At 42.2% G+C, this 24,893-nt stretch carries 17 protein-coding genes; 5 read left to right on the forward strand and 12 right to left on the reverse strand.

Annotated features, from left to right (window positions below; translation table 11 throughout):
• Window positions 1–8: 8 nt before the first annotated feature.
• The 4 genes from nuoC to BLQ88_RS03920 all read right to left on the reverse strand — a co-directional run bounded on the left by nuoC (window position 9) and on the right by BLQ88_RS03920 (window position 3,363).
• Complete coding sequence (nuoC, locus tag BLQ88_RS03905; RefSeq protein ID WP_090146906.1) at window positions 9–1,766, reverse strand: NADH-quinone oxidoreductase subunit C/D; 1,758 nt, start codon at window positions 1,764–1,766, stop codon at window positions 9–11.
• Window position 1,767: 1 nt separating this feature from the next.
• Window positions 1,768–2,406 carry an NADH-quinone oxidoreductase subunit NuoB gene (gene nuoB, locus BLQ88_RS03910; protein WP_090146908.1) on the reverse strand — a complete coding sequence of 213 codons (639 nt, stop codon included), beginning with the start codon at window positions 2,404–2,406 and terminating at the stop codon, window positions 1,768–1,770.
• Window positions 2,387–2,836: an NADH-quinone oxidoreductase subunit A gene (locus BLQ88_RS03915; protein WP_090146910.1), complete on the reverse strand. Its 450-nt coding sequence runs from the start codon at window positions 2,834–2,836 to the stop codon at window positions 2,387–2,389. Before BLQ88_RS03915 ends, nuoB begins: the two co-directional genes overlap by 20 nt.
• A gap of 95 nt (window positions 2,837–2,931) precedes the next feature.
• Window positions 2,932–3,363 carry a CBS domain-containing protein gene (locus BLQ88_RS03920; RefSeq protein WP_090146912.1) on the reverse strand — a complete coding sequence of 144 codons (432 nt, stop codon included), beginning with the start codon at window positions 3,361–3,363 and terminating at the stop codon, window positions 2,932–2,934.
• A 144-nt stretch (window positions 3,364–3,507) separates the two neighbouring features.
• Here BLQ88_RS03920 and BLQ88_RS03925 point away from each other — a divergent pair, with 144 nt between their 5' ends.
• The gene (locus tag BLQ88_RS03925) at window positions 3,508–3,960 is read left to right on the forward strand and encodes a VOC family protein (protein WP_090146913.1); all 453 of its coding nucleotides are present in this window, start codon (window positions 3,508–3,510) and stop codon (window positions 3,958–3,960) included.
• Here BLQ88_RS03925 and BLQ88_RS03930 read toward each other — a convergent pair whose 3' ends face one another.
• Window positions 3,961–5,139, reverse strand: coding sequence for a serine hydrolase domain-containing protein (locus BLQ88_RS03930; RefSeq protein WP_090146915.1), 1,179 nt, complete (start codon window positions 5,137–5,139; stop codon window positions 3,961–3,963).
• A 72-nt stretch (window positions 5,140–5,211) separates the two neighbouring features.
• On the opposite strand from BLQ88_RS03930, the gene BLQ88_RS37710 reads away from it, so the two are divergent.
• The 4 genes from BLQ88_RS37710 (at window position 5,212) to BLQ88_RS03940 (ending at window position 8,149) form a co-directional block, all read left to right on the forward strand.
• Complete coding sequence (locus BLQ88_RS37710; RefSeq protein ID WP_510185987.1) at window positions 5,212–5,370, forward strand: DUF7660 family protein; 159 nt, start codon at window positions 5,212–5,214, stop codon at window positions 5,368–5,370.
• 128 nt (window positions 5,371–5,498) lie between these two features.
• Complete coding sequence (locus BLQ88_RS36355) at window positions 5,499–5,816, forward strand: hypothetical protein (RefSeq protein WP_143016791.1); 318 nt, start codon at window positions 5,499–5,501, stop codon at window positions 5,814–5,816.
• Window positions 5,817–6,112: 296 nt separating this feature from the next.
• On the forward strand, window positions 6,113–7,084 hold the full coding sequence (locus BLQ88_RS03935) for a virulence RhuM family protein/type II toxin-antitoxin system death-on-curing family toxin (RefSeq protein WP_090146917.1): 972 nt from the start codon (window positions 6,113–6,115) through the stop codon (window positions 7,082–7,084).
• Between the two features lie 222 nt (window positions 7,085–7,306).
• Window positions 7,307–8,149: an RES domain-containing protein gene (locus BLQ88_RS03940; protein WP_090146919.1), complete on the forward strand. Its 843-nt coding sequence runs from the start codon at window positions 7,307–7,309 to the stop codon at window positions 8,147–8,149.
• A 160-nt stretch (window positions 8,150–8,309) separates the two neighbouring features.
• Here BLQ88_RS03940 and BLQ88_RS03945 read toward each other — a convergent pair whose 3' ends face one another.
• The 7 genes from BLQ88_RS03945 to BLQ88_RS03975 are packed head-to-tail and all read right to left on the reverse strand — an operon-like array spanning window position 8,310 to window position 24,250.
• Window positions 8,310–9,017: a PP2C family protein-serine/threonine phosphatase gene (locus tag BLQ88_RS03945; RefSeq protein WP_090146921.1), complete on the reverse strand. Its 708-nt coding sequence runs from the start codon at window positions 9,015–9,017 to the stop codon at window positions 8,310–8,312.
• Window positions 9,014–14,431, reverse strand: a complete 5,418-nt coding sequence (gene mads8, locus BLQ88_RS03950) for a methylation-associated defense system ATP-binding protein MAD8 (RefSeq protein WP_218132886.1) — start codon at window positions 14,429–14,431, stop codon at window positions 9,014–9,016. Before mads8 ends, BLQ88_RS03945 begins: the two co-directional genes overlap by 4 nt.
• Window position 14,432: 1 nt before the next feature.
• Window positions 14,433–15,995, reverse strand: a complete 1,563-nt coding sequence (gene mads7 / locus BLQ88_RS03955) for a methylation-associated defense system protein MAD7 (protein ID WP_090146924.1) — start codon at window positions 15,993–15,995, stop codon at window positions 14,433–14,435.
• Between the two features lie 2 nt (window positions 15,996–15,997).
• Window positions 15,998–20,143 carry a methylation-associated defense system protein kinase MAD6 gene (gene mads6 / locus BLQ88_RS03960; protein WP_090146926.1) on the reverse strand — a complete coding sequence of 1,382 codons (4,146 nt, stop codon included), beginning with the start codon at window positions 20,141–20,143 and terminating at the stop codon, window positions 15,998–16,000.
• A complete protein-coding gene (gene mads5, locus BLQ88_RS03965; protein WP_090146927.1) occupies window positions 20,128–21,543 on the reverse strand; it encodes a methylation-associated defense system restriction endonuclease subunit S MAD5 in 1,416 nt (471 codons plus the stop codon). Before mads5 ends, mads6 begins: the two co-directional genes overlap by 16 nt.
• Window positions 21,540–23,558 (reverse strand): methylation-associated defense system DNA methyltransferase MAD2, encoded by a 2,019-nt coding sequence (mads2, locus tag BLQ88_RS03970; RefSeq protein WP_090146929.1) that lies wholly within the window; start codon window positions 23,556–23,558, stop codon window positions 21,540–21,542. The genes mads5 and mads2 overlap by 4 nt, the downstream gene beginning before the upstream one ends.
• Window positions 23,558–24,250 carry a DUF6577 family protein gene (locus tag BLQ88_RS03975; protein ID WP_218132887.1) on the reverse strand — a complete coding sequence of 231 codons (693 nt, stop codon included), beginning with the start codon at window positions 24,248–24,250 and terminating at the stop codon, window positions 23,558–23,560. The genes mads2 and BLQ88_RS03975 overlap by 1 nt, the downstream gene beginning before the upstream one ends.
• Between the last annotated feature and the right edge of the window lie 643 nt (window positions 24,251–24,893).

Consider the following 24,893-nt stretch of genomic DNA (forward strand, 5'->3'; position numbering starts at 1 on the left):
TTGTTGATTTACCGGTCTATATCAGCCAAAACATAATCGATACTGCCGAGAATGGACAGCAGGTCGGCCACCGTGTAACCCTTACTGATATACGGAAGCATTTGCATGTGCGGAAACGACGGGGTCCGTATCCTGACGCGGTATGCCGACGTGTTCCCGTCGCTGGTCAGGTAATAGCTGTTCGCGCCTTTGGTTGCCTCGATGCAGCTCATTGCCTCCCCGGCAGGAATCACCGGCCCCCAACTGACATTGAGGAAATGTGTAATGAGCGTCTCGATGTCCTGCATCGTATTCTTCTTAATGGGTGGCGTCGCCAGCGGATGGTCCGATTTGTACGGCCCTTCCGGCATATTTTCCAGGCATTGTTCGACGATTCGCAGGCTCTGGCGCATTTCTTCCACGCGGACTAATGCGCGGTCGAAACAGTCGCCGTTTTGTGCAATAGGAATGTCAAAATCAAAGTTTTCGTAACCTGAATAGGGCTGTTTTTTCCTGAAATCCCATTCAAAACCGCATGCCCGCAAACCCGGGCCGGTTACGCCCCATTCAATCGCTTCTTCGAGTGTGTATATGCCGATTCCTACGGTGCGTGCCTGAAATATGCTGTTGCGGATCACCATCTGGTCGTATTCGCGGAGCCTTTTGGGAAAATAATTGACAAAATCACGTACCAGCTTATCCCAGCCGGCAGGCAGATCCTGCGCCACGCCGCCGATACGGAACCAGTTGGGGTGCATTCGGGCACCGCAAACGGCTTCAATGATATCAAATATCTTTTCGCGGTCGGTGAACATATAGAATACCGGCGAGAGCTGCCCCAGATCCTGCGCGAACGTTCCGTACCACACCAAATGGCTCGCAATGCGGAAAAGCTCGCACAGCATCACGCGTATCACCTCGACGCGTGCGGGTACCTGTATGCCCGCAAGCTTCTCGACCGCGAGCAGGTAAGCGAGGTTGTTCATCACGCCGCCCAGGTAATCCACCCGGTCGGTGTAGGGAATGTAGGTGTGCCAAGATTGCCGCTCACCCATTTTCTCGGCACCGCGATGGTGAAAACCTATATCGGGCACCGCATCGACGATATCTTCGCCGTCGAGCTGCAAAATGATGCGTAACACGCCGTGCGTGCCGGGGTGCTGCGGGCCGAGGTTGAGAAACATAAAGTCCGCATCCTCGCTGTGCCTTTTCAGGCCCCATTCTTCCGGGTTGAACTGCAATGCTTCCTGTTCCCGTTCCTGCTTTTCATCCCAGAGCCGGAACGGCCCCATTTCGGTCGCGCGGGCCGGGTGTTCTTTTCTGAGCGGGTGGCCGCTCCAAGTTAACGGCATTAATATACGTCGCAGGTGCGGATGCCCTTCAAACCGGATTCCGAACATATCGAAGACCTCCCTTTCATACCAGTTCGCATTTTCCCAAAGCGAACAAATGGACGGCATGGTCGGATACTCGCCATGCAACGCTACTTTAATGCGGATAAACCGGTTGCGGCCGAACGACAGCAAATGGTACACCACCGTAAAATCCGGTGGCAGCGACCCGTTCAGTGCAGCTTTTGCCCTGCTGCGTTCGTCAATGGCGCTCAGGTCGAAGAGCATGTTGAACGGCCGCGGCACCTTCGTTTTCAGGTGCGCGAGCAATGCCACCACCTGCTCTTTTTTGGCGAGCAGTGTGGTTACTCCGTCTGTGGTAATTTGTATTTTAAAAGCTGTGTCGCCCAATGCGGCCCACAGCTCCTCTTGGAGACCGGAATCTATTGCTTCCATGTCAGACAGTGTCAGGCGTACGAAAATCGACGATCTTCTTCCTCTCCTCTCTCTTTTCCATCCGCATTACAGGCTGTTCGGGCCTGATAACGCCCTGGGGACCAATGGCCCAGCTCAGCGGCCGATGCTCCTTCCCTACCGATTCGGAGAGGAGCATGAGCCCTTGCATAAACGCGTCCGGCCGCGGCGGGCAGCCCGGTACATACACATCCACGGGCAGGAATTTATCTACACCCTGCACCACACTGTAGATATCGTACATCCCTCCCGAATTGGCACACGAACCCATGGAAATCACCCATTTGGGCTCCATCATCTGCTCGTGGAGCCTTTTGATGATCGGCGCCATTTTCACGAAAACAGTGCCAGCGATCACCATCACGTCCGCCTCGCGGGGCGTTCCGCGGATCACCTCGGCGCCAAATCTTGCTACATCATATTTGCTCGTAATGCTTGTCGCCATTTCCACGAAACAGCACGAGAGCCCGAAATGGAAGGGCCACATGGAATTCCGGCGCCCCCAGGCAATCAGATCCTGGACCGTGGTGAGCATAACGCTCTGCCCCACAGCCTCTTCGAATGATCCTGTTCCCTGCATTGCTGCCGTGGGATCGGAAGGTTTACTTAGCCACCAGTTCATGGTACGCTTGCCCTTTGGGCATTTTGCGGTAAGCTTTGAGGATTTTCTTTCCGTCGGGCCCGAAGTTCAGCGCGCCGATGCTCCATTCGTAGATCAGCACGGCGAACAGTAACCCTATAAAAACGCAAATGCCGAGGTACCCTGGCCATCCGAGTTCACGGAAAGCCAGCGCCCACAGCACGATAAATACCACCTCGATGTCGAAAATGACAAACATCATCGCGATCAGATAGAACTGAGCGGAAAACCGCAGCCTCGCCGAGCCCGTTTCGAGTATCCCCGATTCGTAGGGTTGGTCGGATGCCGCTGTGCGGTGACGTTGTCCGAGAAAGTATGAAAGCGAAATAATCAATGTCAGTAATGCAAAAACCAGTAAAGTGTATAGCCAAAAAGGCCATCCTGGCGTGCCAGACGCATTTAAACGATCCATAAGCAATCCAATTTAGAAAACGGGAACAGCAACAAAACTGTATTCTCTCAGATTGGCGTGATGAAATGGGTAAGATGATGGAAGTGAAGAAATGCTTAGATGCCGGTAATGTAATGTTTCAGGTTATCTATTACGTATTCCTGATCCTCGATGATGTACTTGACTACGTCTCCAATGGAAATGATACCTGTGAGTTGTTCGTCGTCGATAACAGGGAGATGCCTGATAAATTTGTCCGTCATGCAAGCCATACAGTCTTCAATAGATGTATCCGAAGATACCGTCAGGGGATTGCTTGTCATAATTTCCCCCACCAACAAATCTTTAGAGGCCTTACCTCTCAGGATAACTTTACGTGCGTAATCCCTTTCTGTGAAGATTCCAACGACGTGCTGCGTTTCCATTACCAGCAGCGCGCCGATGTTTTTTTCAGCCATCAGTTCCAGAGCTTCGAAAACAGTGTTGTCCGGCCGAATAGACACTGGTCCTGTTTTCTTTGTTTCGAGAATATTTCTGACTTTCCCCATAATTAGGTCCTTCCTCTACATAGATTCAGCGATAAATTTTGGTTACATAAATGTATCGATCAATCCGATAAAAAGCTACTATTCGGCCATTTTTTTATATTTTTTCGGGAACAAGGATTTTTTCAACTAACACACCCAAAAACTATGGCCAAAAACCGCCTGCTACGAATGGACAACATAGGCATCGTCGTGGAATCCCTCGACACCGCCGTTGCATTTTTTACAGAACTGGGACTCACGCTCGAAGGGCGGGGCAACATCGAAGGAGAATGGGCCGGCCGCGTGACCGGACTGGGCAATCAGCATGTGGAAGTTGCCATGATGGTTACCCCCGACGGTCACAGCCGGCTGGAACTATCGAGATTCATCCACCCTCCCATCGAATCCGATCACCGGACGGCGCCCGTCAATGCGCTCGGCTATCTGCGGGCGATGTTCGCTGTTGAAGATATTGATGAAATGGTTGCAAGGCTCCTGAAACACGGCGCCCAGCTGGTGGGCGAAGTGGTACAGTACGAGCACTCCTACCGGCTCTGCTATATGCGTGGCCCGGAAGGGATTCTGGTTGGGCTGGCGGAGGAAATCGGCAGGAAGTAATCAGGAAATCAGCAGGGTGTTCAGCACCGTCGCCAACTTCGGGTGAAAGAGCACTTTACCGCCATTATCACTATTGGTAAACATCACAAACCCCGACTTTCGCGCCACCGACCCCATAGTAAGCGACCGGAAACCATCCTGACCACCCGAATGCAAGATCACATCGCCCGTTTTGCGCTGCTGTACCGCCCAGCCCAGCGCCCATGCGTCGGCCCCATCGATCTTTCCCTCCTCTTTCAGTTTTACCTGCGGCCGCAGCATTTCCTGGTGCATTTTCTTTGTTAACCTAAACGAATTCGCTGGCCTGGGGTCCAGCACTTCGATCAGGAATTTTGCGTAATCGGTGCAAGTCGTATGAAGCTCACCCATTGCGCCGTAACGGGCAATATCTGTTGCAGTCGGTCTCTTTTTCGCATGCGGTTTGCCTGCCACATCATGCGGGCTTGCCGCCTGCTTTGCAAATTCATTTCGCCAGACATAACCGCTGGATTTCATTCCGAACGGCGCCAGCACATTTTGTTTCAAAGCAGCATCGAAATCCGTCGCGCAAACCTTCAAATCCGCCTCGTACTGCCCGCATTCGCCTGCATTCTCCCGCCCGTGTACACGAGCGATGACCGATTGCAGGCACCAGTATCCTTCCCCGGAGTAATCAAATTGCGACCCTGGTTTGAAATGTACCTTTAAAGGACTATCGGTAGAGCGGATATTCTGGAAGCCCGTAGTGTGCGAAAGCACGTGGCGCGGCGTAATCAGGTCCAGCTGCGGATCATTCCCCAAGAAAGACATCGGTACATATTTGCTCAGCGGCGTATCCAGGCCGATCACCTTGTTTTCACAAAGCTTCAACACGAAATAGGCAAACACCGTCTTACTCACCGAAGCCGCTTCAAACACCGTGTCCGTCCCGACCCGCTCTTTGTTCTCCACATTTTTCACCCCAAAACCCTGCTGCCAGAATACCTTCCCATCGCCAACAAGCGCGATGGACGTGCCCGGCACCACCGACTCCTGCATGAGCTGGGGAATCAGTTTCGTGAGCTCGTCGATGATTTGCTTGTTGCCATAGTGGAGCGGTTTCGCTTTCGTTTCAGACGCGAAAGGCCAGCCTGTCCGGAGCGGCAGGCACGATGCCAGGACCGGAATGGTGGTTGTTTTGAGGAAAATTCGTCGGCGCATTGGGGTGTAGCTGTTTGATTATCAATGGATGTGATTAAAAATCATTGATCGGCGAGAACTACTGTGTGTGGCATGGCTGATGGGTCTAAATCTAGCAAAATCTCTGAAAAACCGGCAGCAATAGCCTATATTAAGGGCTACAATCACAATACATCAAAGGGCGTTAATGCAGATCTGGCCAACTGGCAGGTCTTCGCCCACATTTTCAAGGGAGCATCTATTTATGAGTAGCATAGCCTCATCAGGAGAACGAAAAAGCTGAGGCCATCAAGCAACTGTCCCACTTACTGGAAAAGCACCCACCAAACAGCCCCCAGGGAAATCGCCAGGACACGCCGTTAAAAATTACCAGAGAGTACTTGATCGAAGGCCCTCCCTTCCCGGAAGACTCCGTTCACAAAATAGTCGATTATGCTTCGCTGCTAGACGAAGCGCTGAGCGTGCTTTTACAGAATGAACTTCAATGCGGGAACAAGATCCTCGAAGTGGCAATGGACTGGCCGGACACCGGTTCTGTCTTTGTTTTATTGAAACGGCGCTTTGTGGGGCATTACCAGCACGATACTTTTAAATACACGGAGATTAACGATCCACACTACTGGTTCGCTGAATATAGTACTAATCATCGACCGCTCCATTCTGTTTGCTGCCGATGGGATGAACCGCTGGGGGTGTGATTCGATGCGGGGGTGAGTATGGAGTTGGTTGTTATTTGCCGATACATTATTTATTACCAACTGAATAACAATTAGTTAAATGCATCCAGGTACAAAATAGGTACAAATCACGATAAAATGGGAAAAATTGATGTGAAAATTACCATCCCATATTTGTGTCGATCATTTACCGAAATCGGTAACAAACAGCGTCATAAAAAATTCGTTATCGCCTTCTCCACCCCGAAAATACTTGATTTTATTTTAACCTTCCATTTATCAGCTTTTGGTTAATTTCGAAGCGAGCAAATTTTACCATGCAAAATCAGATAGAAATTCACAAGAGCAGTGACGGCCAAACTCAAATCGAAGTAAAGTTTGATCAGGACACCGTCTGGCTTAGCCAAAAGCAAATGTCCGACTTATTTGAAAAGGACAGCGATACAATCGGATTGCACTTAAAAAATATATTTAGCGAAGAAGAGCTGGTAGCAGCCTCAACTACCGAGGATTTCTCGGTAGTTCAGCAGGAGGGTAAGCGCCAAGTCAAAAGAACGATCAAATTCTATAATTTAGACGCCGTCATTTCGGTAGGCTACCGAGTGAACTCAAAACGCGGTACTCAATTTCGTCAATGGGCAACGCAACGCTTGAAGGATTATCTGATACAGGGTTACGCCTTAAACGAGAAGCGGCTGCTCCAGAAGCAACAGCAGGTTCAAACACTGAAAGACGGAATCCGTATTCTAAGCAGAGCCATCGAAACGAAGACCGGAGATCCTGATATCACATGGCTTGATCAGTTTGCAAAAGGTCTTGAACTACTAGACGACTACGATCATGAAAATCTTGATCAGAAAGGTAGAAACACGCATCCTGCAACATATCCGGAACTGCCAGACTACCAAAATATTATTGAAGCCATGAGGGGTGATTTCGAATCGTCAGTTTTCGGCAAAGAAAAAGATGATAGTTTCAAAGGATCGGTTGCCCAGATAAGCAAAGGCTTTGGCGATATTGATTTTTATCCTTCGATAGAGGAAAAGGCAGCCACCCTACTCTATCTGATCATCAAAAATCACTCGTTTGTGGATGGCAATAAGCGTATTGCTGCCGCCTGTTTTTTGCTTTTCCTGGAAGTGAATGGATTGTTAAAGTCGAAATACGGAGATCTGCTCATTAGTAATGAGGCGCTTGCCAGCTTAACGCTCTTTGCCGCTGCTAGTAAGCCGGAAGAGATGGATACAGTTAAGAAGTTGATAATTAGTGTGCTGAATCGGAATCAGTAAACTGACTTTGACTTGATGAAAATCCAGTAAACAGCAATGTAAAGACAACACCTAAGGTAATATGTTTAACCAGAATCTCCTGACAATTTAATAATCTACCCTTGCTCATTAAATGGATACTAATTGCGAGATATAATATAATCCAATAGTTTCCTTTTTTGATTAATTATAAAATATTAACTATATATCTCTAATTTTAAATTTGTTTTTATCTCCTTGCATATGGTCACAGTTCAACAAGTAAAAAATTGCATTGAAAGCCTTGAATTGCTGGATCCAGCAGATCCAGCAGTACTAGAAAAAGCACAATTAGCTTTTCAAACTATGGGCAAAATTCTCTATTTAGCATTAGATTTACCTGCCAATTTAATTGTTTTTCATACAAGAACACACGACAGCGATGAACTTTATACAAATTTCCATGAGATTGAATGCCCCAAACCGGAACATGTGAAAAATTTTGGCAGATGTAATCTCCCTAATAAGCCCGTCTTTTATTGTTCCGAAGATAGATCTACGTCTTATGCCGAATTACTACAATACTGGATTGAAGAAAAAAAAGGTAAGTTTTTATATGTGACCATAAGCAAATGGCAACTTGAAAGCCAACTTAGAGCGTTGATAGTGCCAAACCCAGATAAAAATTCAAGAACTACTGAATTTGACAAAAATCATGGAGCCAAATTTGATAATCTACTCAAGCAAATAGATAATGAAGATTCAAGGGTCGCATTGGTCATGTTTTTTAGCTACATACACGAAAAAATGAGAAAAGCCGCTAAGCACGATCTCAAAACTTATATCATAACATCCAGCTATTGTGATTATGCTCTAAGTTCAAACAAAAGCGTCGACGCAATTCTATATCCAAGCGTGCCATTTAACGAAAGAGGACATAATATAGCAATTAAACAAGGTTTTGACTTTGATGATAAAATGAAGTTATTGACGGTTTATCGAAACAAATTTGAACGTTTTGAATTAGGGTCAGCAGCAAAATTTCAAGAAGCCGAACTTTTAGAAGCAAATAATATAAATAGAGACAAAAGGCTGATTGAATGGTAGTCTAGCTATTCTTTTGAACATTGAACTCGCTAGGAATAACCAGGTCGACGGAAATAAAAAAAGGGCTGAGAATTTCTCGGCCCCTTCTCAAATTCACTTATTGAGCAATTTCTCAAAAAAACTCAACTGTCAGATATAGTGTTGGCTATTACACATCATCTTAATCAAAGCAGATAAGACCGAATGTGAAATTGTCTGACGCATCCCTGTCAAGCCTTGATTCCAACTCAACATTAAGATCAGCCAGTGAATCAGCATCATTTAGCATTCTTTCCAGTTGTAAGCCGTCGAATAGGTCGTGTACACCATCAGAACAAACGAATAGTATATCAGTACTGCAATCAAAGGTATTAGTATAAAATACTGCCTGGGAGGTGTTTAGATTACCTTGTATAGAACGTGTAACTACATGCCGATACTTCGATAGTTGGGATAATTCTATAATGGAACCATTCTCTACAAGATCATTCACCAATGTGTGAGGCGTAGATTCAAAAAGCAATTTTTTGTTTCTAAAATGAAAGATTTTTACATCTCCAATCCAGAAGTATGATAATTCATTTCCTTTGATTACCACTCCACCAACAGTGGCTCCCATAGTGGCAATTTTTCTGTTGTTATGTTGACGAATTGCCAGATTCGACTTATTAATCCCCTTTTGAAGATGAAAATCGTCAATTGTTTGAACTGTTGATAGATAAGTTACTATGTTCTCACATACGATACTAGCTGCTATTTCACCGTGATCATAGCCCCCCATGCCGTCAACGACAGCTAGAAGATATGACCCATCACTTGCTGTGTATTCGAAGATCAAATCTTGATTTATGTCTCGCTTACCTTTGTGAGAAACTGTCAGTGCTTTCATTTCTTACTTATCGCCTGAATGGTGGCTCCACCATGTCTTGTTACTCTTGGTCGTGTGGAAATCTTTAACGGTCTCGATGAAATCCCGTTATCCGTTGCCTTAGTCGCCCATAAAAATCCCTCTCCGGGAACGAGCGAGCTCATATCAGCTGGTGATAAAGAAGAAAGTTGAGTAACAGACTTCTGGATGTGCTTTAACCATTGTGGACTGTTAAATTTATGGAGCAGAACAATAGAACTTAGCTCAATAATCTCATTTGGTAAACTTGGAGGATCTTGACTTGCTATCATAATACTCACTCCCTTGTGCCGCATTTCTCTAATTGCGGTTACGATATTTCCTGTTAAGTCTCTATTATCCATGTATTTATGAGCTTCATCAAATACAATAAATTTATTGAAGTGCTCACCGCCAACTTCTTTTACCGCTGAGAAGATGTTCAGCATGATTACAAAAAGTCCTAAGGCCTCATCCTTTACGATGAACTCATCGCGCAGATCGACTATGATCAATCTCCCTGGTTTTAGTTTATCACGTAGAGTAAATTTGTCATCAATGTATTCACTGGCAAAGCTCAACTTCTGTCTTGCCAACGCTTTTTGAGTGTTAGATAATAATTCGGATTCCTCTATACCTTTGGTAATGACATCTATCGATAAGTCCCTTCTTAGCGACTTCATAATGGCCTTCAGCTGCTTTATGTAAGTCGAATCATTACCACTAGCGCCGAGTAAGAACATCCAATCCTGAACATTCAATTCTCTAGAGTTGAACGCTATCGGATTCACCTCAATAGAAGGATATTCTTTCTGTCTTTCATCCATTTTATCTTTTGGAGTAAGAATAATTACATCCTCTATTTTATCAGGATTAGCGCCGTATTTTTCTTTCAGTTTTCGGAGTTCCGCGTCCTTATCATTTGGCTGCTTCATGGTGGCGAACTCAGGCTCATAATCCATGCTTTCACTGTAATGAAAAATCACACCCGCCAATGGAGAAGGGAGCATGTTTATATTTTTGAATTGTTTCAATACCATTTCCGATATTGTGCCAATGGTGTAACTTTTTCCGCCGCCCTGGACACCAAAAAGACTTATCGTATTTGTTTCAGTCAAATCCATAGCGATCTTTTTACCGTGAAGGCTTTCACCCAAAATACCGTATTGGACACTGGCTGAGTTTTTGCCAATTAGAATATCATAATCAGGGGGTGTGACGTTGGACTGATCGTCATTCGCATCAGATTCAGATTCATCTATGTCAACTTGATAATCTTTTACATTAGCTGGACTAACCGGAGTATTATCAGGCGAATCGTTTACGGGTTGTCCAGTTTCTCCATCTTCATCATCTGGCTTTTTGTCGCCCAGCTCTGTTGGGGCTTTAACGTTCTGATCTTTCGATTTCAGTTTATGGATAAATGGCCTAAGCTTATTGTTGATGCCAATTGCTTCCCGCAACCCACCTTCAAGCTCCTGATCTTCAAGCCTTTTCGTATTCAAGTCAGAGTCAGGATCCAAAAGCTGCTCGATTAGATTTCCACCGAAAGTGAAAAAGGTAATGTCATGGTCAAGTGACTCCTTGTGATGTTTCTTGCTTGCGGAGAAATTGAAAATGACTCCAAGCTGCTTAAATGACAGTTTAAATCCAGCATTCAGAGTTTGTAAAAACGCGTGATAGCTTGCGTAGGCGTTCTCGCCAAGGTATTTGTATCGGTAAGCTCTTCCAATGTAAAACTCTAGTAAGGACTTTAGTTCTTTGTTCTTAATCTCTCTATCTAATCGATCAAATGACAGATTATATTCTGGATCAAAATGCATTCTCATTGCCAGCATCGTGTTATCAATCTGCTCAAGCATTTTTGTTTTCAAATCGCCGATTTCGGCACCACCAATACTCTTTCTACATTTGATCTCAATGATAGTGATTTGAATTTCTCTATTCTCAGGGTTAATCGTCACAAGGAGATTGTCTGCCCGACTCTTACTTTCAGTAGGCAAGCTCTCAAAAAGATTATGGTGAAGATCAATTGGGATAAGGAATGACTCTTCAAGCAATCCTTTTTTCTCTAAAACTCTTTTGGTAAATGCCGAGCCAATAACTTCAAACGCCTTGTTCCTTGAAGAGTTGAGCTGTAGAATTAGAGAGCTAGATACAGCCCTTAAATCCTCGAGAAGAATTCTGACCTTAGTTTCATCTTTCGGAACATGAACATCGATATTGAATTCTTCAAAGTGTGGCGCCAAAAGACCCAGTACCTCGGAGGTAGGTCTTGTCGTCAAATAGGACGAAATTCCAGTTACTTCCTCTCCTGGCACATAATCTAGAAGGAAAGGTATCTTACCATCTTTGGAGGGCTGATCAAATATTTGGGGGCCAAGATTCTTATCAAATGTAATAACCCAATCTGAAAAGTCATGTAAATGAGTGAGAAGTACCTTGTCTTTGTCACTAAGACGCAACTGTGTCGATGGAACTGAATCCGTAAATTTCGAAGCTAATGCTCCTGCAACGAAGGTTTGTAGATGTCTAAATAAATCCAATCCGATCTTTCCTGAGCCCGAGTAATCGGCGTGTGTCTGGCTACTCTCTATATATCGGTTCCATTTGATCTCGTTCTCTGACTCATTTACAGCAATTGTTGGAGATACTAGCAACCCATTCAAATAAAAGTTTCTGTCCTGCGTATAAGGTTTAATTAGCTCAACTGTTATGGGGAACGGGCTAATTAGAAAACTTAAATGAGCTGAAAACTGCCCAGGTAATTTGAGATAATCTGAAATGCTATTGATAGAGAACCTCATTTTAGGAAATAATCTGTTTGCAGAGGGTTGTGAAAACACCTCAGCTTCTTCGGAAATGTTAGATTCAGGATTTATTAAGGTTCTCAAAGCTTCACCATGCTCGATAATCTTATCAACTCCTTTAAAGATTCGAACTTCATATTTTATTCGTTGAAAGCTGCTTTCTTTCTCCAATTCAATTAGCGAATCTGCAAATACGCCTGCGTCACCAGCATTGAATAAATTGATAATTAGTTTATCAGTATAAGGATGCTGAGCCAGATAGTTTCTGACATGCTTGACAACTAAGTTCTGGCTTACTTCTGTTTCTACGTAATTCTCTTTGGTGATATTAAATAGCTGCCGGAAATAATGTTTCATTTGCCGGGAGACAGAAGTCATTCCATCCTTAGACTCTTCTGCGAGTACATTTAAATAAATACCCCATCCGTAGGCCAGTTCACCAGAATAATGAAACGCTTTAAAAGTGCCTGGCTCTACCAGAACTAATGGGTTATTTTCAGGTGATAACTGCCCTTCAAAAATGTTTGAAAGTCCTTTAAACCAAGCTATTTTATACCCCTCATGATCATGTGTATTTTTTTCCCATTCGCTAAATAAATCCACTAACTGAACCCACCACGCCAGCCTAAGCGGGTGTAAAGGAGAAAACAATAATGCCTCAGCCGGTTTACCATCAGGTAGCTTAGTTTTAACCCTCACTAAATCCAACATTTGTATCTCCACCAACAAGTCCTGAATGCCGGATTTCTCATCGTCCTCAATATCTTCCTCTGACATTCGTTTATAGAGGTTCGCCGTCCAATCACTGATCTTTTCAACATAAGCGCGAATTGAATCAGCGAAGCTGAAAACATCTGCCGTCTCAAGTACCCCATTTCCAGCCTTGTTCGAATATCGAATCTTCTTAAAGATTTCTACCCGAAGCGAGATAATTTCTTTGGGAACAATAGCGGACACTTCACTAACAGAAAAACTGACCTTTTCAAAACCAATTGCTAATGAGTTACTTTTAAGTGATGCCTTTACGTACCCGAAACGATCTGCATTTGTCAAGAATATATCTTCAAGGAGCCTAAGTTTCGAAGACAGGTTCACTTGATAATTGTGCTTATCAGAGTAATTGATATGGAAAGTTGACGTATGTTTAGCCGACTCGGAAATCCAGACATTCGAGGTTTCAGAAGGAATTGGAATCTCAGGCACCATGCCTGACTTCAGTTTATCGATTCGGAATTTAAAGAACGCCTGCATGACATTATTTAATTTGTCCTTTCGTTGATTCTCTTCACGATCGGAGCTTTCTTCCAAAACATAGTCGAAATCATCTGTATCGCTTGTCAGCTTATAATCAAACGAGCTTTTTAAAAGGCTGGCATCTTTGGCCTTTGCCTCCTCCCAAGCCGACTGAATCCTCGGTTCTTTAAAATCATCATTAGTATTGAGAATATTGCCATGCTCATCTTCAGCCCAAACTTTGAAGAAATAGGAACCTTCCTCCATTACATTTGGATTTAGGTCGACAGTTATATCCCTGTAAGCTCTGTTAGATGCAGAATTTTTAACTTTTCTAAGAGTTTGTATTTCCTCACCTGAACCACCATTTACGCTCATCAACGTGACTCTGAAATAAGCAAGACTGGGAACATCCTTAGGATTTTGACTCATGGCGATTCGGACCCTTACCTTCGAGGTTGAATTCCCCCTAGCTTTAAGCACCATTCTGCCTTCCTCAACCGAAAAGTCTGAGGATTTGATCTCATCTGAAATAAGTTTGATACTCGTCAAATCAAGATCAGGAATTTCCCAGTTCGCAAAGTTCAAGTAAGAGTATTTATTGTGTATGAGGTAACAAATTTCAGAGACACTTCTGCTACCATTCTCGGCTTTTAAAAAATCTACCAATTCCTTTTGAAGGGAATTTGGTTCCAAAGGGAGTTCAGCTATTCGGTCATAAAGAGGTCGATAAAACGATCCAAGCAACTCAATACTTTCAGAATTAAGTTTTAGCCTTGCCCTAATCCTTTCGTAATTATTAAGTAATGCCAAATCCGGAATTAGATTTAGGATGTGGAGATTATCGCCTATAGATTCTTTTGAGTATCCTTGTTCTTCGAGTGAGAGAAGATAATCGATTACATTTGCGGTACTAACTTGATCAACATCTAAATAGCCCAGAATTTCGTTTTTAAGGACTATTAAATACGCCGAGGGAATATCATTTATTAACTGTTCCTTTAATGTCTGCTCAATACCTTCCAAGGATATTTCCTTGAAAGTGGCGTTGCCATAAGAGTCCTCAGCAGAAGTTCTACTATTTGATGGAATAAGTACTAAGAGAGGTGCATGTTGCTTGTTTCGGAGCTCAATGAGTTTGGTTGCCGTAATGAATCTTTCACTACCTACTGAGTTATCACTAACAATAAAAGTGCTGATATTACTGTATTTCTCCCGAATCATCTCCCAAAGAAATTCGAGCTCGTTAAGCCCCAATCCAGTAATTTTCATGCAATGACCAGGAATGGCTTTGCTAAGATCATCATGATACAAATCAAGTATCAGGTTAATGATTCGTTGATAATACGTATTTATCTGAGACGTCATTTGCATACTACTTAGCATTTAGTTCATAGCGGGGTCTAATCCTCTGAAGGTTGTAAGCATCACTTAGATCATTGTAAAACCCTATCTGTCTAAGTTTTAATTTGAATGCCCCAACATTCTCTTTGAAAGCAAGATGTGTGTTAAGGTCTGCACCACTGAATCGATCCTCCGATATTCCATTTATGATTAGCCCGTATCGATCTCGGACACCTTGCATTAGTTCTTCAATGGATAAGGTTCTGGTTTGAAAGCTAGAGCTATCCGATTCAATGACCAGTATTTGCACAAGTGTTTCCAACAACCTAGTTCCCAAGACATATCTTCTTGGGTGCTTTCTACCACGTCCCTGAGCTAAAAATCCTCTTTCTCCATTTTTCTGAGACAAGTTATCAATAAGCTGCATGTGATAGCGAAATTGATAATTTCCTCTGGCTTTCAGAATTAATTCAATATATCGATCAAAGTAGGTGTCTTCGTATTTAACCATATCACTGATAAGGCCTTTTTCTTCGTCATCCAATGCACTGTAGAGATTATCCCACTGAGTTTCGAAATATATTTCGAAATCTTGGGGTTTATCCTTCAACAGTTCCACAGCCTTGCGAAAATTATCCGAACTGCTTTTGTCTAATTTTTGCCTTCTAAGAGCAGCATTTATTTGGAAAGTTGCCTTAATGTAATCATATACTCTGTTACTCAATGTCTCAGCATCAGCAGCAGAAAGGCGTGCAATCTTACTTTCATAGTCATCAGTGACATCGACAACAATATTCCAATCCTTTCGTACTGTATGATTGCCTTCCTCAACCATACGAGGCAATATATGGATCAGCTTTTGAATATAGATGGAGAGGTGAAAAGATGTAATTGTTTTGAGGTAGTCTATAAGGACATTTCTTGGAATAAGGCTTTTGTAAATTAAAAGTCTCCGAACGTCATCACAAAAGAGTTCGGCCTGTTCATGGAGTAACGGCTGAATATGATTCAGAGTCGAACTACTTTCCAGAAATCCGGGCTTTACATTTTTGATAATGTGCAATAAGCCCAAACTGTCTACATCCAGATGAGCTCCTAAGTTTATTTTATTCGTAGTCTGGTCCCAGCCTTCCATTAAAAAATTTTTCAGATCTTCACGTACGATTGGGTTAGCGCTAAGCATTAAATAGACTTGATCAGCTGTATTGTAGTCCCTGGTATTGGCCGCATTTCTCACCCTGTAACTTTCGAGGTGGATGGGTCTCAACGAGGATATTTTCTCTTTATCGAGATTGCCCCTGTAAACCATATTGATCAAATTGCTACGCATCCACAATTCCGCAGCATCAGGATTTTCATTGAATCCTTTAATTGATCCTTCTTCCTCTAATTTGGAAAAGACATTTTTTAACGTATCAATACTGATAAAAGAATTGATATCTGCCCTGGCCCGCTGTTTAGGGCGCACTCCATTATGCTTTAATAGCATGAACAGATTAACAAGGGTATTGTCAATGTTTACCGCCTTAGCATCAACTGTGAAAATCAATTCATTCCGAAAAAGACTCTCGTCCTTATTTAATTTAATGGCCATGGCTATACTTTCACTGGTTCTATGTAAAGGCGACTTTGGTCATCATTGCTGATTCTATAAAACTCTAAATTATCACGGGTTACCAGTACCTCTCTATAGATTAGATTTTCTAGCAGATTCTTGAATATGGTCAATTCAATAAATTTTCCTCTTAGATCGTTCAGAGAAGGACTGAAGCCTTTCTGTATGAAATACAACATCTCATAGAGATCAAGTGAGATAGTCAATTTGATGTGCTTTTCAGTCTTGTGTCGAAAAATTAAACTGTCCGGTTCATATTCGAGGTATTTCACCAAATGATCTGTCGTATTTACAAATAGCTCGAAATCGTTTAGATTAAATAATCTGAACGATTTACTGTATGGATCTCGAACATCAGTGGCATTGAGCACCAAATGTTCTTTATCTATTCCCGGATTATCACATCCTTCATTCAACGAAATAGCCCTAGAAATACTGGCTTTGGTATTCGCACCTTCATCTCCTTTCATCAAAACATTAATGAATCTGAAAACCGAGTGATATGGCAATCGAAGTAAATAGGAAGGAAAGTTAGCCTCCCCAGTTTCACTAGTCATAGGCACATATCCATTATTGAAGGACAATAATTCTGACTTACCTTCAAAATATTGATGCCTGATAAAAACTTTTTGAATTATCCTTATTCTCGTAATCAGTGTTTTGTCTTGTTCGTGAGCTGGAACCCAAATCTTATTGTTGTTAAATTCATCGATTAGTGTAGCGGCACGATCTGGAAATTCCAGGCAATCATTCCCTTTATGTTGACCAAAGAAGAGATCTCTGTCTTTGTCAGGAATAGCCACTTCTCCAATGTCAGTTTCCCGTAGTAATTTGATCAAGCGATCCTGATTGCCAGAATCCTTCAGAGAAGGATTGGTGATATTGAAGTAATAATATTGCCAATATTCTTCTGGCCAATTTCCACCAGCAATAACAGACTGTTTAATATCGGCACATTCGTGATCTCTAGTAAGAGTAAAGGCGATGAACGAACGTAAATCCCGCATAGTAATATGGAGCTCCCGTTTCAGGCTGCCTGTTCTTAATAACCACTCCATGCGGGTGATTACTTCTTCACCTGAAGCCGAATCGTTGAAGGACTCTACATTATATTTAATGAAGCATTTACTTGCTAAATTGCAGCTATCACATTTATTCCAAAGGTCCTTTTGAGTCAAGGCTTTTACCTGACTTCTAAAAAGGCTTGGTTCTTGATTATCTTGGGCAGTCACAGATCTCAAATTGAGATTGATGATCATAAGGCCAGAAGGAAGACTCTGATGCCCTTCATTATAGAAATAGTTTTCTATTGTATCATGAAGAGATTTATGTTTGTTAGTAGTCTTTAAGAATTCGACAAGTCGCCCTTCATTAATTGCAATTATCCGCCCTTCATTGGCTTCGCTGTAATTCGATAGCCCTGAAAATGGTTCGAAGAAGCTCTCTAATACATCATTGTTGCTATGTCGGTCTTCATCCTGAGAGCCATCATAATTACTTTCAAAATTGACAGCATTGATTTTGAACCTAGCGCCATTTTTATGTTCATGGATGCTGAGCTCTCTAATTGAATTATCTTGCTCAATTCTTTTGATGAAAGCAGTCTTCCCATCCCCAGCATTTCCAGTTATGATTAATAGCTTGTATTTCCCGTCAAGAATGTCGGGCAATAACTTTCTATCCAGCTTTGAAAGTGTATACGTAAACTGGTCGTATTCTCTGACATTTTCACTCGCCCGTGTACCATAGTTCCCTGCTTTGGACTGACTATATAATGAATTGATGTATTTGATAAAATCGCCTTGTGAGTCGTTAGTCTCTACAATATGCCTGCCGTTTGGGCTTTCTTGTAAGATACCGTCTTCACCAATTGCCAGCAGTTCATCCAACATAATCTCTGCATTGGGAAATCGCATTGCTGAGCGAGGGTTTATGGCCTTACTGAGGAAATCCCCAAATGCATCTGAAATCCTAGGCTCGATTTCTTTTGGATTGACCGGATCAATGCTAAGGACAGGCATTTTTTTTGGCGCCCAAGGATATTGTTTGCAGATCATTTCGTACAGCGTAATGCCTAATGCAAATGTATCTGCTGACTTATCCCAGTTCACTTTATATCCATCTGCAATAAGGTCAGGAGCTAGATAGGGGTTCGTACCAACGAAATCCTGATTATCATCTACAAACGAAGCCACGTTGAAGTCAATGAGAACGAAACGCTCCTCATTGTTCCAAATTATATTTTGGGGCTTTATATCCCTATGGAGAATGGGTTTATCTAGGCTTTGCATGGACACCAAGGCATTTAGAATGTCGTTTGCCATGTGGTAAACCCGATAGATCGGAAGCCTAGCATCTGTCCTTGAATAAGTGCTAAGATTCTCGCCTTCTAAATACTCCATTAACGTGTAAAATTGTCCATTTGGCGTTTCTCCATTCCAAACAAATTTGACTATGTTGTCATGTTCCAAACCAACGAGGGCATTGTACTCGTCGATCACCGAATTGGCGTTTACACTTTCGTGGAAGAGCTTCAAAGCATAGTATTTCCCTTGAAGCTGATGCTTTACTTTAAATACTCTGGAATAGCCCCCCTTACCAAGAATCTGATGAATAACGTAATCTCCGATCTTGTCTCCAACCTTTAACTCATCGGTGTCCGTAGACTGCTCCGCTAGGGTGTTTTTAGTGCGTTTGGGTAGAACTTCACTATCCTCTTCCCTCAGTGCATCTTCAATGAATTTTTCAACCAGCTCTATGCTGTCAATACGTTTTATATCATCTGTGAGGATAGTCGCGAGCGCTAGTTCATCCAGCCATTTCGGCAGAGCTTTATTTAGCGCGGTAGGTAGTTTATCAGTTGGTATTCTTCCACCCATTTTATCAAGATCATAGGGCGTACTGAAAGGTTCTTCTCCCGTAAACAACCAATAGATTAATACACCTAGAGAATAAATGTCTGACGAACGAGTGGCATCACCCACTGTTAATTCAAGCGGATGATAAGGCGAGGCATTGGACTCATTTATGGTAGCCATTACCGTATAGCCTTGTTGGTTATGGTCGGAAAAGTAAGATTTCCCAAAATTGCCCAGATAGGCGTAACCACTGCTCATGTAAATGTTGTCAGGGTTAATGTCTCGGTGGAAGACGTTTTCTTTGTGAGCCTCTTTCAAAGCAGCCATGACATTACGGATAATTCCCAGCTTCTCCTGAAAGGTGAAGGTTTTTGATCGAGCTTCTGCTCGTAGGGAGTTTTCATCCAAGAAGTCAGAGATTTCGTAAAACTGATGATTCTCCTCATCAATCTTGAACTCCACGTTTAGAATGAAGGGCTTTGCCTTGATTTTATGAAGGGCTTTGTACTGATTCTTAATCGTCTCCTCACGCTTGAGCAGTTCGGTCGCTGAAAGACCTGCGACCTGAAGCGAATATTCTTTGACTCTTTTGCGAATAGAGGATGTTACGCCCTTAGGTTTTACAAGGTACTCAGTGAAGTTTGGTTCCTGCACAAGTATTTCAATGATCTCATAACCTTCTACTTCGTGCTTTTCATTTGGTGCTTTTCTACTTTGGCTACCGTCAAGGTACTTTACAATGTCTTGGTAGATGTCTAAAATATCATCCTCTGACTTTCCAATCTGTTCAGGATCCGTCAGGTAACTGGTCAATTGCTCATTGAGCTGGAAAGTGAGCTTGGCAGATTCCTGCCAAAGCGAAGGAGCATACGTATTGGGGTAGGACAAAGTAACCATATTTTGAATCCATGCTCGTGTCCAAGCGGGTTCATGTTCCCGTAGTTTAGAGGCTAATATCGCCGTCTTCTGTCTTCCTGTCTTTAATGGGTTTTGCCGTTGGCGATCATTGACATACCAATAATTATCATCTCCTTCAATTCTTCCTTTCCAGTCCTTATTCTCGACGTTGTAAACCGCATGTGGGGCAACAATCAATAAATCATACTCCCAATATTGCGTCCGGTTGTTTCGTGGATTGGTGGCGGCCAACTCCACATTAGGAATGAGATAAAAGCTATCTGGCAGGTTTACCTGCAAGTAATCCAGCAAACGTCTTTCCCCGGCATTCACAACGGAATCGAAATATGGGGGCACTATGATTTTTGCCATGATTCAATTTCGTTTTCTACAAATTCGATTGCTCTATACTCATACTCATTAGCAATCGTGAGCATTTCATATGCATCTTTGACCAGCTGATCAATTTCACTCTCCTTTACATTTCCTATTCGAGGAATTGGAAGATCATTTATTAATGGTACAATGAAACCTAATAAATTAGTACCGTAAACAGTGTTTCTCAGCATTCTGAACCACAGTGAGGAACTAAGTACAGCAAAAAGATATCCTGGTTGAATTCTTCTTTCATCGGGGATAAATCTCATCGCATGACCAGCAATAACCTTTTTTTCCAAATATCCCCATACAAATTTTGCTCTACCAAAAATTTCATTCTCGCCTAAAGTTCCCTGGGCCGGAATCAAGATGGTGCCTTTGGAAACTATCTCTTGATGTAAATTCTTGATAGATCTTGTAGCTATTGATCTACCTTTTGGTTTTAAATCAAAAATATCTCCTTGTGAAAGAAGTTCTACGGAGTTTAAAGAGTGGGATTCTATTCTTTTATATCTAGCACCATAAAATGGATCAACTGATAATACATCTCTCAAATTGTTATGTTCTCCGGTTTTTAAAACATTAATTATTCTCTGTTTTCTTGGACTATAATTTCTACCCCGAAAAGTATTGGCAGATAATTCATTCATGGAAATCTTATAGGAATTTGAAATCTCCCTTTCTAGTGGTTTGTTCAGAGCTTCCAAGTGCTCTTGGGCTAGATTTATGCCGTCATAAAACTTTTCAATTGACACCTTCAACAGTCCATTCGCCTCAACACGTAGATCGGTTGCTTTTGTAATCAAGTTGTTTATCTCTTGCTGCTGAGCCTCAGGGAGGATCGGAATAGGAATATTTTCAATGTGATGTGGTTCAATATGCTTTACCACACCTCCATAACTGGATTGGATTAACAGCCCATATCCGTATTTTGAAGCTAAATACGCATATAGATAGCCCTTTTTTACAGATTTCTCATTTGGTATGACTCTAATCAGGTCGTGGGTTCCAATCCTACCTTCGAAATCACTATTTGTGAAAACACAATTACCGAGTGTGCCAGAGCAAGAGATCAAAATCCAGTCCTTCTGAATTCGTAATTCTTCGGCTTGCTTGGTGGATTTTTTTGAAATGTATTTTCCACTATTTATATCTGCCTTTACCATGTCTGATCCAGTTAAGTAAGGCCAGCCATATTTATAAGAGTTTACATATGTTCTTTTGAAAATAGCACCGGAGAAAATTTTGTCGCATTCATTTTTTAGGGTCGTTAAACTATAAGGAGAAGTCTTGAGTCTGGCTTTTGCAATTGGTCCATCACTTAAATGATATGATGCATCCAATCTTAAGTCAGAATCAGAAAACCAAGAGTTTTTTACTTGTAATACTTTCATATCGCTTTACCGTTTATAAAATTGAGATATGATTCAGAAACTCTTGGTAGATCATCATCCAATTGTTTAAGCTTTTCTCTTCTGGTTTTTACCTCTATCGAACCATCTTTTTTGTGCACTACATATTGTGTTTCGGTATCGAAAAGAATCTCCGCACCATCATCATCACGCATATAGATCGGATTGCCTCTTCGGTCTTTGCCTAATTTCTCAGCAATAGCCATAAACACCTCATAATCTTCTGCACTATCCTGAGCTAACTGTCTTTCCACCTCTGTTTTTCTCTGTAAAAATAGCAATGAAGCCTGTACACCTACCTGCGGTAAAAAAGCCTCCACAGCTAAGTCAACAGAAGCGAGGATTTTGAATTTGTCCAATATCCATTCCCGAACAGGAAGTGTATTTGGGTTTCCTAATATTCCATCAGGTAATACAATGGCTACTTTACCTCCGGGCTTCAAAAAGTTATAACACGCTTCAATGAATAACACCTCCGGGGCATCACTGTACTTGGATAGGAAATACTGGCTGGCGATTTCCGGTTCTACCTTCACTTTCGCCCCAAACGGAGGGTTGGTAAAAATGATGTCGAATTTTTCACGGGCATCATTTCCATAGCGGATTTCAATGTCTTTCATCTCGAAAAGGCTCTTACTAATGGCTCCTTGAATCTTTTCAATTTCAGCAGGATGCTCCCAATTGGGGTAGGCAAGGGAATTAACATGAAAGATATTTGCGTGTCCATCACCAGCCATTACCATGTTCATTCTGGCTGCTTTTTTCAGGTCAGGGTCAAAATCAAATCCGAAAATGTTACGCTCTGCGTAGTCTTTGACCCGCTCATTTACTTCCCTAGAATTGAACTTTTCTGCCAGTAAGGGGCCATCTAAGTAAGGATATAGTTCAGCAGCTATCTGTTTTCTCACATGATCCAGCACCATCACCAAAAAGCCTCCCGAGCCACATGCAGGATCGAGAACACGATCATTTTCGGACGGATTCATCATTTCTACCATTGCTTTGATGATGTTTCTTGGCGTAAAGAATTGACCTGCTTCCTGTTTTAAGGTATTGCTCACAATGGTTTCGTAAGCCATGCCCTTAACATCCACAGAAGCGTCCAAGAAGGAGTATTTGGAAAGCTCACCCGCAATAAAGGCAATTCCCTTATCAGTAAGGCCGATGGCTTCATTTCCGTCAAATACCTCTGAGAATATTTCATCACCTTTCAGTTCTTCAAAGAGACCTTTAATACGTTTGGTTACTGCCCTTCTACCTTCTTCCGTATTTTGCTCTTTTACACCAACCCAAAACTTCCTGCGGTAGCTTTCCTCCGAAGGTATAAATCTGCGTTTCTCGTCATAAAGCTTGCAGAAGATAAGGTTAAGCAATTGCCAAAAGGCATCTTTCTTGCGGCCTTCATTACCATAAATATAATCGTGCGAACGCTTGAATACTTTGATTAAGGAGTCATTGGCGGGCTTTTTACTTGAAGAGCGGTCAGCTCTATCAAGATCATCTAGTGTTTCTCCTTCACCAGGGAAATCTGAAAGATCGACGAACTCATAATCAAAACCCATTGCATCATCGTCCTTTTGCAAGTAATGATAGCTGGAGCCATTTGCCCAAAGGCCAAATTCACAACTTTCAACTGCTCCCATAGCATTCTCTAATGTTGCTTTCACACCCTTCTTCTTATCGGTATCTTTCACTTGATCATCCTGAACAATGCAGATACGAACAATGAAATCTTGCTTATGCGGTTTTCCTTTTTCAAATACCACCAACTCGACTTTCTGTCTTTTAGGTTTGTTTGTATCAGGATCCGTATACTGAATAGTAAAATCGCGCTCCATGTCAGTAAGATCAAAACCATATTCCTCATTCAGCATCAGGATTACAGATTGAAGATTACTTTCCTGTGGTCTATTTTTTTTGATCCTATCAGTTAGAACACATATTAGCTGGTCATCCTCCAATACTAGGTCGTCTTGTTCGGTTATTTCCTCAGACATTATTCAATTGTTTTTAGTAGTCCTATAATTTCTCTTTTCTTATCTCGCCTTGTCGCATAACGCAAAAGCCTATTCTTGTTTACATTGTAATTGCTAAATGCCTGCGTAAACAACTTATGAATATCTAAACCTATCGGCTTCAGAATATTCTCGTACTCAAGCAAGGTATTGACTAAAATCCCTTCAATACTCATACATAGATAGCTACCGAACTCCTCAAATGGGGTTTCAGAAGCCAGAGCAGTAAGAATTATAGCCTCTTCCTGAGCAATCAAATATCTTGCAGCTGTCTCTTTATCTGGATTCACAAAAACCTTTTTACTAAAGGAGAGCATCTCTGTAAATACTAAGTCCAAATCCTTTCTATTAAGTGCTACAAATACCCAGTATTTGGTAAGCTCGTCGCCATATATCTTACCAAGCTGAACAGTATCCCATACTACGATATCTTCAGCGTAAACTCCTTTAATTCTGTTATAAATTCTTTTTGATTTCAAACTCAGTTCAGTGGAGAACTCTGGCTTATAATAAAAAGTATAAAGCCCCCTGCCAATTTGGTATATCGCCCCTGCTTTCTTCAGTTGATTTATTTTCCAAGAAATCGTACTACGTGAAGAGTCTGGGGAATAGCTATGTAGAACATGAGCTAGTTCGTCCGTGGTAAACTCTTGCTTACCAGCGAAATGGGTCATTAGCCTGTTTACTATATCTGGATTCTTCATACTAGTAAATGCAAATATATTGTTTCAAAGTTCAAAACTTTGGCAATTATTGATATTTCATGCCAAAATGTTGCAATCTAAAACATCCTGTTTCAGAGTCCTCACTTTGTCTGTCGTAGCATTAAACGGATCGGTGTCCTCGTGGCTTCTTGTCACGAGGCACCGATAGTGCACTTTTATGGGTGCCAAATGCGCTTGATGGAAATATTTTCAAGAATGGTATTAACCCCGACTGAGCAGTAGCCACAGTGCGTTCAAGCCACAAGATCTGGTTGTTTTTACCACTAGATATGTAACTTTCAGCAGAAATTCTATTAGTATCACCAAGCACTGAGTACGTTTAGATAATCTATTTTTTCTTGTACCCTCCGATGTTTACTCCAATGAGCCTCCGGCGAATTGACTCCCGAAGGGCAAGCCGTTTTTCCATGGTCAAAGACGCGAAGCGGAATTTTGACCATGGAAAAACATAGCTTGCTACTGAGAAAAAACGCGGAAAATTTGAAACAGGTAGCAAACGGTTGAATTTGGTTGAAAAAGTTAGAATTTGGTCGAGTTGGATATAATTGACTTGAATTTTCAGGGGCACATTCATCAATATAGCGCACTAGGA

Source organism: Dyadobacter soli (genome assembly GCF_900101885.1).
GTDB classification, from domain to species: Bacteria; Bacteroidota; Bacteroidia; order Cytophagales; family Spirosomataceae; genus Dyadobacter; species Dyadobacter soli.

Bases quoted from the DNA above. Each gene is read 5' to 3' on its own strand.
- BLQ88_RS03975 (WP_218132887.1), bottom strand. From the start codon at position 24,250: ATGACCCATTTCGCTGGTAAGCAAGAGTTTACCACGGACGAACTAGCT.
- nuoC (WP_090146906.1), bottom strand. From the start codon at position 1,766: ATGGAAGCAATAGATTCCGGTCTCCAAGAGGAGCTGTGGGCCGCATTG.
- BLQ88_RS03915 (WP_090146910.1), bottom strand. From the start codon at position 2,836: ATGGATCGTTTAAATGCGTCTGGCACGCCAGGATGGCCTTTTTGGCTA.
- mads7 (WP_090146924.1), bottom strand. From the start codon at position 15,995: ATGGCCATTAAATTAAATAAGGACGAGAGTCTTTTTCGGAATGAATTG.
- mads8 (WP_218132886.1), bottom strand. From the start codon at position 14,431: ATGCAAATGACGTCTCAGATAAATACGTATTATCAACGAATCATTAAC.
- BLQ88_RS03935 (WP_090146917.1), top strand. From the start codon at position 6,113: ATGCAAAATCAGATAGAAATTCACAAGAGCAGTGACGGCCAAACTCAA.
- BLQ88_RS03940 (WP_090146919.1), top strand. From the start codon at position 7,307: ATGGTCACAGTTCAACAAGTAAAAAATTGCATTGAAAGCCTTGAATTG.
- BLQ88_RS03925 (WP_090146913.1), top strand. From the start codon at position 3,508: ATGGCCAAAAACCGCCTGCTACGAATGGACAACATAGGCATCGTCGTG.
- mads6 (WP_090146926.1), bottom strand. From the start codon at position 20,143: ATGGCAAAAATCATAGTGCCCCCATATTTCGATTCCGTTGTGAATGCC.
- BLQ88_RS03920 (WP_090146912.1), bottom strand. From the start codon at position 3,363: ATGGGGAAAGTCAGAAATATTCTCGAAACAAAGAAAACAGGACCAGTG.
- BLQ88_RS03945 (WP_090146921.1), bottom strand. From the start codon at position 9,017: ATGAAAGCACTGACAGTTTCTCACAAAGGTAAGCGAGACATAAATCAA.
- BLQ88_RS03930 (WP_090146915.1), bottom strand. From the start codon at position 5,139: ATGCGCCGACGAATTTTCCTCAAAACAACCACCATTCCGGTCCTGGCA.
- mads2 (WP_090146929.1), bottom strand. From the start codon at position 23,558: ATGTCTGAGGAAATAACCGAACAAGACGACCTAGTATTGGAGGATGAC.
- nuoB (WP_090146908.1), bottom strand. From the start codon at position 2,406: ATGAACTGGTGGCTAAGTAAACCTTCCGATCCCACGGCAGCAATGCAG.
- mads5 (WP_090146927.1), bottom strand. From the start codon at position 21,543: ATGAAAGTATTACAAGTAAAAAACTCTTGGTTTTCTGATTCTGACTTA.
- BLQ88_RS37710 (WP_510185987.1), top strand. From the start codon at position 5,212: ATGGCTGATGGGTCTAAATCTAGCAAAATCTCTGAAAAACCGGCAGCA.